This is a genomic window from Streptomyces sp. NPDC127114 (assembly GCF_042677525.1).
GTDB lineage: Bacteria > Actinomycetota > Actinomycetes > Streptomycetales > Streptomycetaceae > Streptomyces.
Genome location: NZ_JBHXTJ010000003.1, coordinates 230,205 through 247,039, shown reverse-complemented (window position 1 = coordinate 247,039; position 16,835 = coordinate 230,205). Strand labels below are relative to the sequence as shown.

The 16,835-nt window shown below is 69.3% G+C and carries 22 protein-coding genes and 1 tRNA gene; 15 read left to right on the top strand and 8 right to left on the bottom strand.

Annotation, left to right across the window (positions count from 1 at the left end; genetic code table 11):
• Positions 1-141 precede the first annotated feature (141 nt).
• Positions 142-1,353 carry a PP2C family protein-serine/threonine phosphatase gene (locus ACFVGS_RS04980; RefSeq protein ID WP_385690440.1) on the bottom strand — a complete coding sequence of 404 codons (1,212 nt, stop codon included), beginning with the start codon at positions 1,351-1,353 and terminating at the stop codon, positions 142-144.
• A 140-nt stretch (positions 1,354-1,493) separates the two neighbouring features.
• Positions 1,494-1,766 (bottom strand): hypothetical protein, encoded by a 273-nt coding sequence (locus tag ACFVGS_RS04975; protein ID WP_385690437.1) that lies wholly within the window; start codon positions 1,764-1,766, stop codon positions 1,494-1,496.
• Between the two features lie 226 nt (positions 1,767-1,992).
• Between ACFVGS_RS04975 and ACFVGS_RS04970 the strand changes: the two genes are divergently transcribed.
• Positions 1,993-2,529 (top strand): DUF5994 family protein, encoded by a 537-nt coding sequence (locus ACFVGS_RS04970; RefSeq protein WP_385690434.1) that lies wholly within the window; start codon positions 1,993-1,995, stop codon positions 2,527-2,529.
• A 229-nt stretch (positions 2,530-2,758) separates the two neighbouring features.
• Here the strand turns inward: ACFVGS_RS04970 and ACFVGS_RS04965 are convergent, their stop codons facing one another.
• From ACFVGS_RS04965 to ACFVGS_RS04950, 4 genes are all read right to left on the bottom strand, one after another.
• The gene (locus tag ACFVGS_RS04965) at positions 2,759-3,376 is read right to left on the bottom strand and encodes a HEPN domain-containing protein (RefSeq protein ID WP_385690431.1); all 618 of its coding nucleotides are present in this window, start codon (positions 3,374-3,376) and stop codon (positions 2,759-2,761) included.
• A 10-nt stretch (positions 3,377-3,386) separates the two neighbouring features.
• Positions 3,387-4,598: a DUF262 domain-containing protein gene (locus tag ACFVGS_RS04960; protein ID WP_385690428.1), complete on the bottom strand. Its 1,212-nt coding sequence runs from the start codon at positions 4,596-4,598 to the stop codon at positions 3,387-3,389.
• Positions 4,599-5,228: 630 nt separating this feature from the next.
• The gene (locus ACFVGS_RS04955) at positions 5,229-6,041 is read right to left on the bottom strand and encodes a protein phosphatase 2C domain-containing protein (protein WP_385690425.1); all 813 of its coding nucleotides are present in this window, start codon (positions 6,039-6,041) and stop codon (positions 5,229-5,231) included.
• 1 nt (position 6,042) lies between these two features.
• Positions 6,043-6,879, bottom strand: a complete 837-nt coding sequence (locus ACFVGS_RS04950; RefSeq protein ID WP_385690422.1) for a sigma-70 family RNA polymerase sigma factor — start codon at positions 6,877-6,879, stop codon at positions 6,043-6,045.
• Positions 6,880-7,045: 166 nt separating this feature from the next.
• Between ACFVGS_RS04950 and ACFVGS_RS04945 the strand changes: the two genes are divergently transcribed.
• The 12 genes from ACFVGS_RS04945 (at position 7,046) to ACFVGS_RS04890 (ending at position 14,004) form a co-directional block, all read left to right on the top strand.
• Positions 7,046-7,378, top strand: a complete 333-nt coding sequence (locus ACFVGS_RS04945) for a hypothetical protein (protein ID WP_385690420.1) — start codon at positions 7,046-7,048, stop codon at positions 7,376-7,378.
• Between the two features lie 2 nt (positions 7,379-7,380).
• Positions 7,381-8,727 carry an FtsK/SpoIIIE domain-containing protein gene (locus ACFVGS_RS04940; protein ID WP_385690417.1) on the top strand — a complete coding sequence of 449 codons (1,347 nt, stop codon included), beginning with the start codon at positions 7,381-7,383 and terminating at the stop codon, positions 8,725-8,727.
• 83 nt (positions 8,728-8,810) lie between these two features.
• The gene (locus tag ACFVGS_RS04935) at positions 8,811-9,002 is read left to right on the top strand and encodes a hypothetical protein (RefSeq protein ID WP_385690414.1); all 192 of its coding nucleotides are present in this window, start codon (positions 8,811-8,813) and stop codon (positions 9,000-9,002) included.
• Positions 9,003-9,020: 18 nt separating this feature from the next.
• Complete coding sequence (locus tag ACFVGS_RS04930; protein WP_385690411.1) at positions 9,021-9,698, top strand: DUF2637 domain-containing protein; 678 nt, start codon at positions 9,021-9,023, stop codon at positions 9,696-9,698.
• Between the two features lie 18 nt (positions 9,699-9,716).
• Positions 9,717-9,902, top strand: coding sequence for a mobile element transfer protein (locus ACFVGS_RS04925; RefSeq protein WP_385690408.1), 186 nt, complete (start codon positions 9,717-9,719; stop codon positions 9,900-9,902).
• Between the two features lie 14 nt (positions 9,903-9,916).
• Complete coding sequence (locus ACFVGS_RS04920; protein WP_385690405.1) at positions 9,917-10,237, top strand: SpdD protein; 321 nt, start codon at positions 9,917-9,919, stop codon at positions 10,235-10,237.
• Positions 10,238-10,242: 5 nt separating this feature from the next.
• Positions 10,243-10,791 (top strand): GGDEF domain-containing protein, encoded by a 549-nt coding sequence (locus ACFVGS_RS04915; protein WP_385690630.1) that lies wholly within the window; start codon positions 10,243-10,245, stop codon positions 10,789-10,791.
• Between the two features lie 95 nt (positions 10,792-10,886).
• Positions 10,887-11,066 carry a hypothetical protein gene (locus ACFVGS_RS04910; RefSeq protein ID WP_385690402.1) on the top strand — a complete coding sequence of 60 codons (180 nt, stop codon included), beginning with the start codon at positions 10,887-10,889 and terminating at the stop codon, positions 11,064-11,066.
• 5 nt (positions 11,067-11,071) lie between these two features.
• Positions 11,072-11,242, top strand: coding sequence for a hypothetical protein (locus tag ACFVGS_RS04905; RefSeq protein ID WP_385690400.1), 171 nt, complete (start codon positions 11,072-11,074; stop codon positions 11,240-11,242).
• Entirely contained in the window at positions 11,239-12,630 is a 1,392-nt protein-coding gene (gene repSA / locus ACFVGS_RS04900; protein ID WP_385690397.1) for a replication initiator protein RepSA, read from the top strand. The genes ACFVGS_RS04905 and repSA overlap by 4 nt, the downstream gene beginning before the upstream one ends.
• Entirely contained in the window at positions 12,623-12,841 is a 219-nt protein-coding gene (locus ACFVGS_RS04895) for an excisionase family DNA-binding protein (protein ID WP_385690394.1), read from the top strand. The genes repSA and ACFVGS_RS04895 overlap by 8 nt, the downstream gene beginning before the upstream one ends.
• Positions 12,841-14,004, top strand: a complete 1,164-nt coding sequence (locus tag ACFVGS_RS04890) for a tyrosine-type recombinase/integrase (RefSeq protein WP_385690391.1) — start codon at positions 12,841-12,843, stop codon at positions 14,002-14,004. The genes ACFVGS_RS04895 and ACFVGS_RS04890 overlap by 1 nt, the downstream gene beginning before the upstream one ends.
• 51 nt (positions 14,005-14,055) lie before the next feature.
• Here ACFVGS_RS04890 and ACFVGS_RS04885 read toward each other — a convergent pair.
• A tRNA-Gly gene (locus tag ACFVGS_RS04885) sits at positions 14,056-14,129 on the bottom strand.
• Positions 14,130-14,544: 415 nt separating this feature from the next.
• On the opposite strand from ACFVGS_RS04885, the gene dcd reads away from it, so the two are divergent.
• Together dcd and ACFVGS_RS04875 are read left to right on the top strand one after the other, a co-directional pair.
• Complete coding sequence (dcd, locus tag ACFVGS_RS04880; protein ID WP_384411648.1) at positions 14,545-15,120, top strand: dCTP deaminase; 576 nt, start codon at positions 14,545-14,547, stop codon at positions 15,118-15,120.
• A gap of 12 nt (positions 15,121-15,132) precedes the next feature.
• Entirely contained in the window at positions 15,133-15,630 is a 498-nt protein-coding gene (locus ACFVGS_RS04875; RefSeq protein WP_352187362.1) for a phosphoribosyltransferase, read from the top strand.
• A gap of 129 nt (positions 15,631-15,759) precedes the next feature.
• On the opposite strand, the gene ACFVGS_RS04870 is transcribed toward ACFVGS_RS04875, so the two are convergent.
• Positions 15,760-16,629, bottom strand: coding sequence for a Yip1 family protein (locus ACFVGS_RS04870; protein WP_385690387.1), 870 nt, complete (start codon positions 16,627-16,629; stop codon positions 15,760-15,762).
• Positions 16,630-16,835: the final 206 nt, after the last annotated feature.

Below are 16,835 nucleotides of genomic sequence, written 5' to 3'. Positions count from 1 at the left end.
AGACCGGGACCCGTCCCCGGGGCGCCTGCGGGCGCCCCGGCCTAGTGAGCGCCGGGAACGACGTCCGCGTGACAGCGGGTGTACGAAGTGCTCCCGGTACCTCCAACGTACTCCGCGCCGGAGCGGGACGCGCCGAGTCCGTCATCCGCGTCCGCGCCATTCGACGAGGACGAGGGTGGCGTCGTCGGTGGTGGCCCCGCCGCGGGCCCGTCTGAGCGTGTGGGACAGGTCGCGTGCCACGGCCCGTACGCCCCGGTCGGCCTGGTCCAGCCGGTGGACCCAGTCGATCAGCTGGTCCTCGCCGAACTCCTCCTGCCCGCTCTCGTGTTCCTCGATCAGGCCGTCGGTGAAGCAGAGGATCCGGTCCCCGGGTTCGAGCGCCACCTCACTGACCTGCGGCTGGTCTCCGCCGAAGCCGACGGGGAGGGTGGTGGGGCTGTCGAGGCGGCGTACGACGCGGTGCTCGCGGATCAGCATGGGGGCGGGGTGTCCGGCGTTGACCCACTGGAGGCGGCCGGTGCCGGTGTCGAGCCGCAGCATCTGGGCGGTGACGAAGTGGTCGGGGGCGAACTGCTCGGCGACGGCCCGGTCCATGAAGAGGTAGATCTCGGAGAGTTCGACGCTGGTGCGGCGGGCGTGCCGGTACGCGCCGATGGCGACCGTCGCCATGGTCGCCGCGTCCAGGCCGTGGCCCATGGCGTCGATCATGGCGAGGTGGAGGACGTCGCCGTTCAGGGCGTAGTCGAAGCTGTCTCCGGCCACGTCGTAGGCGGGTTCCAGGACTCCGGCGACCGCGACGCGGGGCATCGTCATGGCCAGCGGCGGAAGGAGCGACCACTGGATCTCGGCGGCGACGCTCATCGGTTCGCCGCGGCGGGTGCGGAAGAAGAGGTCGGTGTAGCCGTTCTTGGCCCGCATCGTGTCGGCGGCCAGGGCCGCGAGCCTGCGCAGGATGCGGCGGGCGTCGTCGTCGGCCGCGTCCAGCGTGACGGCCAGGACGCCGGCCTGGTCGCCGCCGTCCAGCAGCGGGACGTGGACCCGCACCCCGTCGGCCAGCGCCACCTCGACCGGGCGCGAGGTGAGGAAGCACCGGCCGGCCGCCGAACCGTCGATGGGCAGGGGATCGCCGTCCGCCAGTCCGTCCCCGGCCAGGGGGACCAGATTCTGCTGCCCGTAGTCTTGGAGCAGGATCCGCACCTCGCGGCCCCCGATTCGGGCGATCGCTTCGGCGAGGGCCGATCCGACCCGGTCGGGCGGCAACGCGTGGGCGTGGTCCAGGAGCCCGCCCAGCAGCATCTCCCCGAAGCTCTCCGAGCGGTCGGGGTCCCCGTCCTCGTGCGGTCCGACGGTCATCCGGGGGCCTCCAGGCGGGCGGCGGGGCAACGCCCTGGTCCGGTGCCGACGGGCCGATCCGCCGGCATCGCGATGCGGCTTCCAGGATGCTCCGCGGCAACCGGGGCCGCCACGTGCGCCCGACGGCTCCGGCCGCCTGGTCAGGGTTCCTGGGAGTGGGGCCCCGTGCCGCTCGGGGGCCTGCTGGTGGCCAGCCAGGACCGGGCCGGTTCGGCGGTGTGGGCGGTGTCGACGGTGAGGTGGAGGCGGGTGCCCCCGCCCGGGGTGGGATAGCTGCGCTGCTCGTCACCGGCGAAGCAGCGGCGCAGGACCTCGGCCACCATCCGGGCGGCGTCCGGGGTGGCGGCGACGATGCGGACTTCGGCGTACCCCGGCGGCGGCAGGGCTTCGGCTTCCGGCTCGTTGCGGTCCAAGGCGGCACCGTCCTCTCCCATCGAAGCTGGGTCGGTCAGGTCTCCGTACGTCCACGGTACGTCCGAAGGTCCGGCACCGATCGGTTCCCCGGCGGGGAGCGGCGCGTCCCCGGGGCCTCCCGGAGTACGGTGAAAGAACGGGGCCGTCGCCCCGCCTGCCGGCCCGGCGTCCGCCGTGGCACCGGTCGGGCGGCAGCGGCACCACCCGTGGACGGGCGGACCGATCATGACCGACGCAGGCTTCTCCCCCCACCACGTCCCCACGCCGCCGCGCCTCCTGCCGGACGAGGTCCACCGGGCCGTCGGACCGGGCACCGCGCTGCTCCGGCTGGAGACGACAGGGTCCCGGCAGAGCCTCCTCGACGGCGCGTGGTGGCCGCGCTCGCGCGACGTCGAGCGGGAGATCCCGCCGCTGATCACCGCCCTGACCGAGCACCTCGGGCCCATCACCCGGGTCGGTCTGGACGCCTCCGCCTGGAACGGCATCCCCACTCGCCTGACCGTCGACGACCGGGTCGTGCACCTCGACTCCTTCCCCGTCGGCGACGACACCGTCCTGATCACCCGTGGCGACAACGACCACTTCTCCCTCATGGTCGTCCCGCCCTCCACCACGCCCGACGCGGCCCGTACGGCTATGGCCCGCGCCGTCCACGCCGACAACGTCACCCAGGCCGCCGAGATCCTCCTCGCCGAACTCCCCCACCCCGCGGCCCCGTCGACCGGTACCGCTCTGGACAACGGAGAAGGCCCAGGTCGCTGACCTGGGCCTTCTCTCAAGAGCGGATGACGGGAATCGAACCCGCGCTATAAGCTTGGGAATCACCGATCTTTCGACAGCGCACAGGCCGCTGACCAGCGCTTACGGGCTCCAGAGCGAGCCCTGAGGCTCCCAGCGGCACCCGTCGTTGACCCTCGTTCCCCGCCCTGTCTGGCACGTGAATGGCACGACCGTTCTGAAGCCCTGCTACGTGCTGGCACCGGACTGCGGGCTATGCCGTGTTCATCTGCTCGTCTAGCTCGCGGAATCCAGCCAATACCCGGTCAACGGCATCCTTCTCCTTCTGGGGATCGGGTCGCACTTGCACCTTCGCACCCTTGTGGGCGGCATCTCCGCGCGCTGTGGCCCACGTGTCGACGCTGCTCAGCCATTCTGTATTGAGCGCATCCTGGTCAATGCCGATTGGCAGTAGCATGCGCAGAAGATTCTTTTCCTTGATGCCATGATTCTGATTTCGCACGTAGCGATGCAAATCGCTGCGAGCGCCTTCTACTCGCTCCTTGAGTGTCGGGAACTTCTTTCTCTTCGCTGCTGCCTCGCCCAGTGATTCCGGAATCGAGTGCGCGCTCTCTTTGTACGCTACGGCGGCCAGTAGAGTGATCGAAACCTCGCCCTGTGCCTGCCACCTGGACATGGCTTCGTCTATCAGGCCGATTACTCGATCCTCGATGAAGGACTCGAACTCTGCGTGAGCCAATACCCTGAACGCTCGTGTGTGCTCGTACGTGAGATCGTCGTAAAGGCCGGTTGGCTCGAACTGGGCAGGGAGGAAGCTGTGACGGAGCTCAGCAATTCTCTTTTCGAGTTCCTGGAAGCGCGGAGATGCCACGTATCCCCCCTTACGGCACGAGACGGTTATCGTGCAACTGGGGGATGGGAAGGTCGAGGCGCACGGCTTCACTGAGCGCCTCGCCCCAGTGTGAGAGTCGCCGGTAAGTGGCGACGGGAGTCTTGGTTGTGGTCTGAATGGACTCGACGAAGCGTTGATCTTTTTCGCACAGCCTCTTGAAGGCTGCCTCAACCCGTGGTGCTTCCGCTTCGGCTGCTTCTCGGACGGACGCGTCCGAGAAGTAGTACGTCATGACGTCGAATACGGCGCGATTGAAGCGCCCTTCGTACTTTCCGCTCGCCCATCGATAGAAGGCGTTCTCGCCAAAGATGGAGAAGGTAGTCTCGATCGCTCGGTTGCAGTCTTCGCCGACCTCGCGAATACGGGTCTCCTCTTTCGGCCACTGGGCGTTGAGGACATTGACGGTGTCATCCAGGAACTTCTTCAAGTTGCCCGTGTACTCGTCCAGAGTGAACCGGAAGCCGAAGTATCGAAGCAGTATTTCCACGTCCCGCATCCGGAAATCTGGCTTGTCGATGCGCAATGCAGCCCTCAGCCACTCGCTCTCTGACGAGAAATCGTCCAAGAAATCAGTGAATGCGCCAGGGTGGAGCGCCTGTCGCAGCTCCTGGGGGGACAGTTTGACGCTGCCTGTATTCAAGCGAAGGAAGACGAGGTTCAGGAAATCCTCGTTCGGCCAACGCCGTACGACTACTGTGCGAATCGTCTCATTGAGGAGGGAATTCAAGTCATCGACGTAGTCGTCATCCTTTTCCATCTTCTTTAGTGTGGCAAGCCTCAAATCGTGCCGTACCTCAAGTCCAGTGAGGGAGAACCCCTTGAAGCTCTCCTCCTCATCGGAAACTGCAAACGACGATCCGGCCGCGAACTGGCGCAACGCCAACAGCCGCTGCTTGCCGTCGAGGACGATGAACTTGCCGCGCCTGTTCTTGTCTTCAGCGAGGACAATCTGGGGGATTGGAAGCCCAAGGATGAGCGATTCGATGAATCGACTCTTTCGCGGCTTGTTCCAGGCGTCCCGCCGCTGGAAGCGAGGGTTGAGTTGAATGTTACCTCGTCGCAACTGGCTGAGGATCGTCTCTGCTGTCCAGTCGGTGTCGGTGACAACCGCGCGTGTCACTTCCTCTGAAGTGACTGCCTCCGTGGCGTCTTCATCTTCTCCGTCAGAGTCGTCCCACTCGGGCTCTTCGTAGTCGGCCACGTCGTTCAACCTCTCCACTGCGGGCACACGGAAGCGCGGCGGCACAGGCGACCGCCTTTCGTTATTCGTTGAAGATCCTAGGGTCGTGGTGCGTGGCCTGAGGCCACTTCCAGAACTCCGCTACGCGGAGCTGACTCTCGTTGACTCCGTCCGCCGATCGCTAACTTGCCTTATCACCTACCCCTAACTCCCATCCCGTCTGCCGTCGGCCCACACGCATGTGGAGCGGGCGCGGTGCCGGGCGTCCAGGTGGAGCGCGCCACTGTACGAACGACCTGGACGCCCGGTGCCGTGTCTGCTCGGCTTGTCCTGGGCCGACGGCAGACGGGATGGGAGTTCCCCACCGCCACACCCCACCGGCCGGCACCCGCGTACGGGCCCTCTCCATCCCGGAGCCGGAGCGCCCCCGCCGGAGGCATGTCGGTGAGGGAGATGGAACCGCGGCGCCAGTTGGGGGCTCGGCTCATGCCCTTGGGCCTATCCCACTCGCAGGGGCGGGCGTCGGCGCAGCGCGCGCGGAGCGGGCCGCAGGCAGGAGCGTCGCGCGGAGCGGAGCCGGGAAGCCCGCCCGGCGGAGCGGTAGCGCAGCCGGGTGCTTGATGAGGTAGAGAAACCTGTAACAGCTCGCCGCTAGAAGCGGGCGAAGGCCACCGTGGCATCGTCGTGCCCCTTGGAACGGGGCCAACGCGTCCGGTCTGGATCGCTGCGCTCGGCTTCGCGGATTCGGCCGATGAATACTGCTGGCCCGTAGTGCTCCAAGATGTCGAGGCACTCTGCCCAGTCGCCGAACCCGAAGGTGTCGACGTACCGGGTGGAACCGTCGGTGAGCAGTGCCGCTCGCTTCAGGCGGTTGATCGGCATGCTGCCGGTCAGTGCCTCGGCTGCGGCTTCCGGCTCGGCTGCTGCGACCCAGAATCCGCCCGACCGGTTGCGCAGTGCCCGCTCCTCCTCGACCAGCGCGGTGTGCACCGCTCGTTCCTCCGGTGACCCCGGCTCGGCCACACGCAAGGCGGCTCGCTTCTCGCTCGCCACCGCCTCCAGCCTCTGGTCGGAGACGACCACAGTCTCTCGCCCGTCATTGAGGACCACGGCGCCGTCTCCCAGCACCAGCCATTCGGCTCGCGCGTCGCGGATCCGCAGCATCGCGACCATGGCCGACGGCGAGAACGGGCTGTGCACCTCGCAGGTGTCCCGGTGGAGGTCCGCCGTTCGTTCGATAGCGGTCGCCAGGCAGTCCGGCAAGTCGCGTCGGCTTTCGGCGGCTTCGGCATGCAGTGAATTGCCCAGCCGCTGGACGTACCACTCCACGCCATGGATACACCCCGTGGGCAGCCCCTTTGGCATGCCAGCGCCGTCCAGCACCACGACGCACTCGGCGCTGCCGATGACGAAGTCCTCGTTGGGCCCGCCGGGTCTGGGGACGCTGGTCAAGGCGAGATCCACGTCAGCGCGCCTCGTGTAGAAGCGGCCCGCTGATTGCGCGGCTCTCGGTGATCGCCTTGGTCCCCGGCTCGTAGTTGCAGCCGATGACCATGGAGAACTCGGCCGTTCCGGCCTCCTGGTACAGGTCAGCCAGGCGCTCGGTGAGGAAGTGCGCGACTCCCAAGGAGCCGACCGCGTGCACACCGGCGATCAACAGGAACGTGCCCTGACCGTCGGGCCTCGGGAGCCGGCCCAGGTACGCGACATCCGACGGCGCGGGGCTGTCGGGGTGGTCGCTCGGGGAGGTGTACGTCTCGCCGCTGTCCCTCTCGATCAGCGCCCACCGACCGTCCGGCAGAGTCTCGAACGAGAGTCGGGGGTCGGCCTGGAGGGCGGCTGCGGTCACTGGGGAGGTCTTCGGACCGCACACCACGATGAGATCGTCGCGGTTCAGGTCAACCTCGCCCGTGGTCGGGATGTACCCCAGGTCCCCCTCGAGTTGGAGTTGATGCGCCAGCGCCAGGAGCTTCTGCCCTGTGGAACTGTCTTCGAGTGCCACGTACTCCCGCTCACCCGGGCGCATGGGTACGAGGACCTGAACGGCCCCGGTCCCGATGAACACGCGCTCCGGCGGCGGGCCGGCGTCTCGGAGTTGGGCGACGCGGGCGCGACTCACGCCCATCATCTTCGCCACGTCGGCCATTGAGTGCCCGTGGTCACGCAGCCACGCGATGCTCTCCTTGCGCATCCGCGAGGTCTCGACAACGGCGGCCTGCAGGTCCGTCATCAGTTCCACGGCGGCTTTCACGCGCAGCGCGTGATCTTGCATGGCGGCGACGCGCCGCACTTCCTCAATCACAGCGCACACCTCGCGGAACCGGTCGGGAATCTGACGTCATGGAACCCATGCTAAGGGGGGCTTGACACTCGCCACCAGTCGCGTGCATCTTGGGTGCTAAGCCCCCCTTAACGCAGCGGGGTCAAGACGCTCGGGCTGTTAAGCCCCCCTTACCGGGAGAGTGGACATGCCGTCCTTCAAGATCGACCTTTCGACCGCCATGGTGTTCGTCGCGACCGCGCCGGCGCCCAAGCTCGTGAGCAAGCAGACCGGAGAGCGTGCGATGGACCGGGAGACCGGTGCGGGCCTGTCCACGGTGGGCCTGCTGATCTCGGACGAGGGTGAGGGCAACCTCTACCAGGTGACCGTCCCGGAGACCGGCCTCCCGGAGAACCTGGCGCCGGGTACCCCGGTGTCGGTGATCGGGCTGAAGGCGCGGGACTGGGAGAACACGTTCAACGGCCAGACCCGGCACGGCATCTCGTTCCGCGCGGTCGCGGTCACGCCGCTGGGGGCCTGACCATGACGGACCTGTCGACGTTATGGGAGGTCGGCCTCCCGCTGGTCGGGGCCGGTGGGCTCGGGGTCGCGAATGTTCGCGCTCCCCGGGTGTACTGGTCGCTGGTCGGACTGCCGATCACGCAGGTGCGGTTCACGATGACCTACCGGTCCACGATGGACGTGTGCGGGCTGACGGTGCAGCCGTCCCGCCTGCGGGCGTTCATGGTCCGCACCGTCGCCCGTCGTAGTGACGTCCAGCCGGTGCCGCCGAAAGTCCGGCGAGTGCGGGGTTCCTCGACGGGGATGCGGGTCACGCTCCGCCTCCCCGCCGGCCTGGAACCCGCCGACGTGGTCGCGGCCTCCGAACGGCTGCGGCACGCCTGGGGCGTCCACTCCGTCAACGTGATCGAGACCAAGCCGGGCTTCGTCGAGTTGCGCATGACCGGCTACGACGTCCTGCGACGAGTGCGGATGCCTCGCCGGGTTCCTTCCGGCCTGCTGACGGTTCCGGTCGCGCTTCGGGAGGACGGGACCGCGTTCGTCCGCGACTACCTGAAGGTCCCGCACGCGCTGACGCTCGGCGCGAACCAGTCAGGCAAGTCCATGTATCAGCGCAACCTCGTCGCCGGGCTCGCCCGGCTCGATGTCGCCTTGGTCGGGATCGACTGCAAGCGCGGTGTCGAACAGCGCGGATACGCACCCCGCCTCTCCGCCCTCGCCATCACCCCCGAGGAAGCCTCCGGGCTGCTGGATGCCCTGGTGCGGGAGATGGAAGACCGCTTCGACCTGCTCAGCGAGCACGGCGCCGGCGACATCTGGGACCTGCCCGAAAAGATCCGGCCGGTGCCGGTCGTGCTCCTAGTCGATGAGGTCGCGGAGCTGTTCCTCGTCGCGACCAAAAAGGACGAAGAGCGCCGGGACCGGATGGTCACGCAGATGATCCGCCTCGGCCAGATGGCCCGTGCGGCCGGCATCTTCCTGGAGGTCTGCGGGCAGCGGTTCGGTTCGGACCTCGGCAAGGGAGCGACCACCCTGCGGGCTCAGCTCACTGGCCGTGTCGTGCACCGGGTCAACGACAAGCAGACCGCCGACATGGGCCTTGGCGACATCGCCCCGGACGCGGTGGTGGCCGTGACGACGATCCCGCCCGACCGGCCCGGTGTCGCGGTGGCCGGCGACTCCTCCGGCGGCTGGTCCCGCATCCGAACCCCCGAACTCAGCGCCGCCAAAGCCGCGGCGATCTGCGCCGAGTACGCGCACCTCACCCCGGACGTTCCGGCCCTCGCCCCGTACCGGCCCGTCATCACCGCTCCGCCCGAGTCCGCCCCGCCGGTGCCGCTCGTGCAGCCGACTCCGGCGACGGACTGACACACCCTCTTGCTCCTCGGTCGGCGTGACCGCCTCACGCCAGGTCCTACCCGACCCATGCCCGAAACCGAAGGGAACCGCCCGTGACCACCACGAACAAGCCCCCGGCCCCGCGCCGCCGCACCGCCAAGCCCGCGCCCGTCCCGCCGTCCTGCGGCACCTGCGCCGGCACCGGGGAGACCACGACCGCCGTGCGGGTCGGGCGTAAGCGCCGGCAGATCGACGCCACCCAGACCGCGCTGTGCCCGGACTGCTTCGGCACCGGCACCACCTGACAGGAAGGAGGCGGCCTGGTGCCCCGCACCCTCCGCTTCGACGCGGTACTCGTCCAGGCCGTCATTGCCGGCGCTCTGTCCTTCGCCCACCTGCACGACCTGGCTGCGGCGGCCGGACAGGACGGCTGGAAGGCGTGGGCCTACCCGGTGAGCGTCGACCTGCTGTTGGTCGCTGCCTGGCGCCGGATGCGGGCCGATTCCGGGAACCGTGACGCGTGGCTGTGGTTCGCCATCGCCCTCGTCGCATCCCTCGGCGCAAACGTCGCCACCGCCGGAATGCTCGACATGAACAACGTCCCGGCCTGGCTGCGCATCGTCGTCGCCGGATGGCCCGCCCTCGCCTTCCTCGGCGGCACCCTCCTCGCCCACGCACACACCCCGGCGCCCAAGCCCGAACCCGCGTCGGCACCCATGGAACATCACGACCCCGAACAGGTGGCGGACCTGACCGTCGAACGGGCCCCGGAACCGGCGCCCGAGCTCCCGCCGGCCGAACCCGTACGGGAGGAAGCCGAGCCGGAGCTTGCTCCCGTGGCGCCTGCCGTGTCGGTGCCGCCCGCGCTCCTCGACCACGCCCGAAAGATCGCGGACGCCCACCAGTCCCAGACCGGCACTCCGATCGACGCGGCCACCCTCCGCGCCCGCCTCGGTGTCCCGTCCGCGCTGGCCGACTCGATCGCCCTCCAACTCGCCTGAGCTGAAAGGAGAAAGACCGTGCGCCCGAACCGCTTCTACAACCTCGCCCGCTTCGGCCCCGTCCGCGTCGGCAGCCACCACGACGGCCGTGGCCGCACCAAGCACACCGCCGTGTGCACCGCCCCCGGCTGCGACTACTCCGCCGACTACTTCACCCGCGCCGGCGCCGAACTCGCCGCCCGTACCCACCGCTGCAAGGCCTGAGAGGAGCAAGTCCCGTGTTCAAGCCCAAGTACCCCACCCCGGACACCTACACCCCGGCCCAGCCCACCGTCCTCGACCAGTCGACGGCCCTCGCCCCGACCGCCCCGGCCGCGGCCCCGGTTCCGGCTCCCGTGCCGGTCGCCCCGGCTCGCCCGGCGGTCCAGCTCACCCCCGGCAGCGCGCTCGCCTTCGCCGCCGGCGGCGGTGTCGTGGTCCTGGTCGTCGGCACCGTCCTCGTCTCCATGCTCCTGGCGGTCGCCATCACCGGCGTGTCCGTCGCCGTCGTCGCGGTCGTCCTGCGCCTGCTCATCCGCGACATGCAGAAGGGCCGGTGACCACCATGGACACCTACACGCTCGCCGCAGCTGGGTTACCGGCCCTCGGCTGGGCCCTGCACGGCAGCATGCTCCTGCGCCGCCTTGGTGTCGCCCGCCGCGACCCGCTGACCGGCCTGCACACCCGGGCCGGATTCACCGCCCGCGCCGAGCACCTTCTGACCCGCAACGCCAACGCGCTCGTGGTCCTGGTCGACCTGGACGACTTCAAGGCCATCAACGACACCCACGGCCACGCGGCCGGTGACGCCGTTCTCACCGCGACCGCCAGCCGTCTGGCGTTCTGGTGCGGTCGCCACGGCATCGCCGCCCGCCTCGGCGGAGACGAGTTCGCTGCCATCGTCACCGACCCCGCCGACACCGCCGGCCTGTCGGCCCTGCGCGCCGCCCTCGACCGGCCGGTCCCCTACCGCGGGCACACGCTGCCGGTCTCGGCCTCGGTCGGTCACTGCCACCGCGCGCACCTGCCGGTCCCGATCCTCACCGACGCTCTGTCCGCCGCCGACATGGCGATGTACGCGGCCAAGGGCCACGGCAGGCGCAACACCCGCTAAGCGGCCCCCGGGACGGCCTCGGTCGCCAAACTTCCGCCGCCCCGGGCGCCTGAACCCCATTCCCGATCCAACGGACCCGAAAGGGAGACCTCATCATGCCCGAGAACACCCAGGCCCCGCGCGTCTGCCGCGACTGCGACGGCTTCGCCACCGCCACCATCACCACCGGCCTGCGCGCCACCGACGGCACCCGCGACACCGTCCGCGTCCACTGCCGCACCTGCCGGGGCCTCGGACACAACACCCCGGCCGCCCTCGTCCGCGCCGGGAGGTGACCGTCGTGGCCCTCCTCGACTGGCGCTCGCCCGAGCACTTCGACCACTCCGGCGACAAGCCCTGCGTGCTCTGCACCAAGCCCACCCCGCTGCGCTCCGACCGAGGCAAGCCCGTCCACAAGGTCTGCGCCGAGCAGTGGATCGACAGCCACACCCCGAAGGAGAAGAAGGCGTGACGACCTCCGCCACCCTGGCGGCGGGCCTGGACCCGGCCACCCTGAGCGATCTGCTCCGGGTGGCCGGGTCCCCCGGATTCGACCGCCTAACCGAACAGATCCGCCGCACCGGCGGCTGCGCCGCCCCCATCCGGCTCTCCGGCGGCTCCAAGCTCCTCGACCCCGCCACCAAGACCGTGCTCCACGCGTACACCACCGACAACGAGCCGGGTGGGGTCCTGCGGGTCGCCTGCGGCAACCGCCGGGCCTCCCGCTGCCCGTCCTGCGCCTGGACCTACGCCGGCGACACCTACCACCTGATCCGCGCCGGACTCATCGGCGCCCCGGACAAGGGCACCCCCGAGACGATCCGCGACCACCCGCGTGTCTTCGCCACCCTCACCGCCCCGTCCTTCGGCCCCGTCCACAACCGCCCTGGCACCCGTCCCTGCCGCTGCGGTACCCAGCACGCCGAGGATGCCCCGGAGCTGGGCACGCCGCTCGACCCGGCCACGTACGACTACGCCAGTGCGGTGCTATGGAACAACCACGCCTCCGAGCTGTGGCGGTACTTCACGATCTACCTCCGCCGCGAGATCGCCGCCCGTGCCGGCCTCACCCAGAAAGCCGCCCGCGAACAGTCCCGCGTCTCTTTCGGCAAGGTCGCCGAGTACCAGAAGCGCGGTGCCGTCCACTTCCACGCGGTGATCCGCTTCGACGGATCGGACGGCCCCGACACTCCGCCTCCGGTCTGGGCCACCCTCGAGCTGCTGACTGACGCCATCCGGGCTGCTGCCGGCCGCGTCCGCGTCGTCGTCCCGGCCGCGCCGGCGCACGGTGTCGACCAGGACGTGACGCTCACCTGGGGGACACAGCTCGACGTCCAGCCCATCGGCGCCTTCGGTGACGGAGAGGAACTGACGGAACAGGCCGTCGCCGCCTACGTCGCCAAGTACGCCACCAAAGCCGCCGAGACCACCGGCACCGTGGACCACCCGGTCGGCAACAAGGAAGCCCTCGTCCTCCTCGGCGTCCCCGACCACCCTCGGCGCCTGATGGAAGCCTGCATGGACCTCGACTCGGCCTACCCCGATCGGCGCCTGCACGCGTGGGCTCACATGCTCGGCTTCCGCGGCCACTTCTCCACCAAGTCCCGCGCCTACTCCACCACCCTCGGCGCCTTACGCCAGGTCCGCGCCGACTACCGCGCCGCCCAGCAACGCGCCTCGCTCGGCCTCCCGGACCCTGACGAACACCCCGAAGCCACCGTGCTCGTCGTCGCCCACTGGGCTTACGCCGGCCACGGCCACACACCTGGCGAATCCTGGCTCGCCGCCAACATCCGACGCGACATCCAGCACAGCCGCGAGATTGCACGCGAAGAACTCATGGGGGAACGAGATGAGTGATCGATACCTGTCCGTCGTCCAGGTCGCCGAACTGCTCGGCACCACGGTCCGGTTCCCCCGGCGCCTGGTCGCCGAGCGGCGCATCCGGTACGTGAAGGTTGGGACGCACGTGCGCATCCCGGAGAGCGCCGTTGAGGAGTACATCGCGGCCAATACCGTGGAGCCGGTCCGGCCGCGTGCCCGGCGCTCGCGCTTCGGGAGGGCTGCCTGATGGCCAACAACCGTGGACGCCGGCGCCGGTTCGGGGCCATTCGCAAGCTGCCTTCGGGGCGGTTCCAGGCGCGGTATCCGGGTCCCGACGGGGTGATGCGTCCGGCGCCCCGGACCTTCGAGACGCGGGGCGACGCGGACGACTGGCTCGCCGAAATGCAGACCGAGATCAACAAGGGGGACTGGAGGGACCCGGACGCCGGGGCCGTGAGCTTCCGCGAGTACGCGCTTCGGTGGGTCGAGGAGCGCGACCTGGAGGAGACCACCGAAGAGCTGTACCGGCGGCTCCTCCGGCTGCACATCCTGCCCACCTTCGAGGACGTCGACCTGGACGAGATCACGCCGCCCCGCGTCCGTACCTGGCGTGCGGAACGGCTCAAGGCCACCGGTGCGACGACCGTCGCCAAGTCGTACCGGCTGCTGAAGGCGATCCTGGAGACCGCCACGGACGACGAGCTGATCCGTCGGAACCCGTGCCGCATCCCCGGAGCGGGCAAGGAGTCGCCGGCCGAACGCCCCACGGCCACCGTGGAACAGGTCGATGCCGTCGCCAAGGCCATGGGTCCGCGCTGGCGCCTCATGGTCTACATCGCTGCGTACGGTCCCGCCCGGCCCGAGGAACAAGCGGGACTCCGGCGCCCGGACGTCGACCTCGCCAACGTCGGTGTCTGGGTCCGCCGCGCCGAGCCCGAGCTCAACACCGGCCGCCGTGCGCCCGGCGATACCAAGTCCGAGGCGGGGAAGCGGTTCATCGTCCTGCCGGCGTTCATGGCGAAGGACCTCAAGACCCACATGTACCTGTACGCCGAGCAGAAGCCGGATGGGCTCCTCTTCGTCGGCGAGCGCGGTGCGCCTTTCCGGCGTACGACCTTCGGGCGGAAGTGGAAGAAGGCGCGGAAGGCGGCTGGGCTGCCCGAAGGGTTCACCTTTTATGACCTCCGGCACACCGGCCACACGATCTCGACCCAGTCCGGCGCGACGCTCAAGGACACGATGGTCCGCGCCGGCCAGTCCTCGGAGAAGGCGGCGATGATCTACCAGCACTCGACACTGGAGCGGCAGAGGGAAGTGGCGGCCGGGATCCACGCGCGCGTGGAGGCGCTCCGCGCCAAGGCAGCCGAGACGACCAACCCTTCTGGCACGGATCTGGCACGGGAGCCCTAGACAGGTCTGGACAACACAAAAGCCCCGGGTCGCTGACCTGGGGCTTTGCATTGGAGCGGATGACGGGAATCGAACCCGCGCTATAAGCTTGGGAAGCTCATGTTCTACCATTAAACTACATCCGCAGTGCCGCCGAAGATCGATGCGGCATCGTTGCACACTGTACCCCATCCGGCACGCGAGGCGAAGCGCCCCTCGGAGGGGAGTGTGGGTCGAGGGTGGTCGGAGTGCCCTCCCCAGGGTGCGGGTGTTGATCCCCTAATGTGGCTGTCTCGTCCACCACTTGTCGGGGAAGGGACTTGATGGGTTCGATGGAGCGCACCGTCGTCCGTTGTGCCGAGGGGCACGTGTTCAGTACTGCTTCGTTTCCGCTCGCGCAGCTCGGTGCCGGGCGGATCGGGCCCGCGCGGCTGATCCGGTGCCCGCGGTGTGCCCGGCTGCGGCACGCGGTGCCCGTGGAGCTTGAGCGGCGCTGACGAGGGAAAGGGCGTGGAGTCTCCCGATTGGGGGAGCTCCGCGCCCTCTGCGTATCGTGGGAGCGTGCTTCTCTCAGACAAGGACATCCGGGCCGAGATCGATGCCGGGCGGGTGCGCATCGACCCGTACGACGAATCCATGCTGCAGCCCTCGAGCATCGACGTGCGGCTTGACCGCTTCTTCCGGGTGTTCGAGAACCACCGCTACCCGCACATCGACCCCGCCGTCGAGCAGCTCGACCTGACGCGCGAGGTCGAGCCGGAGGGCGACGAGGCGTTCATCCTGCACCCGGGCGAGTTCGTGCTCGCCTCGACCTACGAGGTCATCACGCTGCCGGACGACATCGCCTCCCGCCTCGAGGGGAAGAGCTCCCTCGGGCGGCTCGGGCTTGTCACGCACTCCACCGCCGGGTTCATCGACCCCGGGTTCTCCGGGCACGTGACCCTCGAGCTGTCGAACCTCGCCACCCTGCCGATCAAGCTCTGGCCGGGGATGAAGATCGGCCAGCTGTGCATGTTCCGGCTCAGCTCGCCCGCCGAGCACCCGTACGGCAGCGATCGGTACGGCTCGCGGTACCAGGGGCAGCGGGGGCCGACCGCCTCCCGCTCGTACATGAACTTCCATCGGACCCAGGTGTGAGGCGGTAGCCGCATGAGTGACGTACGCGAGAACCTGACGTACGAGGGCTTCGGGCGCGCGATCCGCGAGCTCGCCCAGACCATCGCCGACGACGGCTACGAGCCCGACATCGTGCTCTCGATCGCCCGGGGCGGCGTGTTCGTGGCCGGCGGGCTCGCCTACGCCCTGGACTGCAAGAACATCCACCTCGTGAACGTGGAGTTCTACACCGGCGTCGGCACCACCCTGGAGATGCCGGTCATGCTGGCCCCGGTGCCGAACGCGATCGACTTCTCCGACAAGAAGGTCCTGATCGCCGACGACGTCGCCGACACCGGCAAGACCCTCAAGCTCGTCCACGACTTCTGCGTCGACCACGTCGCCGAGGTCCGCTCCGCCGTCATCTACGAGAAGTCGCACTCCCTCGTGAAGTGCGAGTACGTGTGGAAGAAGACGGACGAGTGGATCAACTTCCCCTGGTCGGTCGAGCCGCCCGTCGTGCGGCGCGAGGGTCAGGTCCTCGACGCCTGAGACCCGCCTCCGGGCATACGAAAAGCCCCCACCCTTGTGGTGGGGGCTTTTTCTGTCTCCGGTGTCCTGTGTCCGGTGGTTGCCGGTTGTGCCGGCTGTGCCGGTGGTACCGGCTGTACCGGTGGGTCGCTAGAGCGTGCCCAGCTTGATCAGGCTCAGCAGCGCCACCAGCTGGATCGCCGACGCGCCCAGCGCCTTCGGCCACGGCAGGTCGTGGGAGCGGCTCACCATCACCGTGAACAGTGCGCCGGCCGCCAGCCAGGTCGCCCAGCCGATCACCTGGACCAGGCCGTTCTCGCCGCCCAGGAAGAGGGCGAAGACGAGGCGTGGCGCGTCCGTGATCGACATGATCAGCATGGAGAGGCCCACCGTCGGCTGCCAGGAGCCGTCGCCGCCCAGCTGGCGGGCCAGGGTGTGCGTCACCGCGCCCAGGATCAGTCCGCCGACGACGAAGCCGAGGCCGGTCATCAGGACGTACGGGATCGCCGTGGTCAGCGTCGCGTTGATCGCCTCTTCGCGCGCCTGGTCGAAGCCGAAGATCGCCAGGAGTCCGTAGAGGAACGTGACGATCAGCGCCGGACCCCACACCGCGTGGTCCCGCATCCGCAGGAAGGTGTCCGCCGGGCGCAGCACGATGCCGCTCAGGAGGCTCTTCCACGGCAGCCTCGGGCCCGTCGGGACGACGGGGGCCGCGCCGGCCTGGTACGTCGCGCCCTGGCCGTACGGGTCGTCGTGGACGCTGAAGGCCTGGGTGTGGCCCGGGTTGTTCGCGGCGTAGTGCTGCTGCGGGTGCTGCTGCTGCGGCGCGTGCGGGTCGCCGAAGTACTCCGGCTCGCCGTACGGCGCCTGGCCGCCCTGGTGCTGCGCCCACTGCTGCTGCGGCGGGTACTGCTGCGGGTACGACGGCGGCGGCGCGTTGTACCCGTACGGCGCCTGCTGCTGCGGTTGTTGTTGCGGGGGGCCGCCGGCCCGGCCGCGTCCGTTCCTGAATCCAGCCACGTCATGAACGTACCCGGTCCCGCTGTGCGCTCGCGCCATCGACGGAGAGTGCGGCAGAGCTGTGACATCCCCTAGGGGGTCCCCGAAGGGACCTGAGGGGCCCTGAGGGGGCCCTCAGGAGGCCGGAGGAGGTCTGAGGAGGCCTGAGGGGGTTACACGGCCGCCGCACAGGCTTGTGACGTCTGTTACAAATCCGACGGAATGCG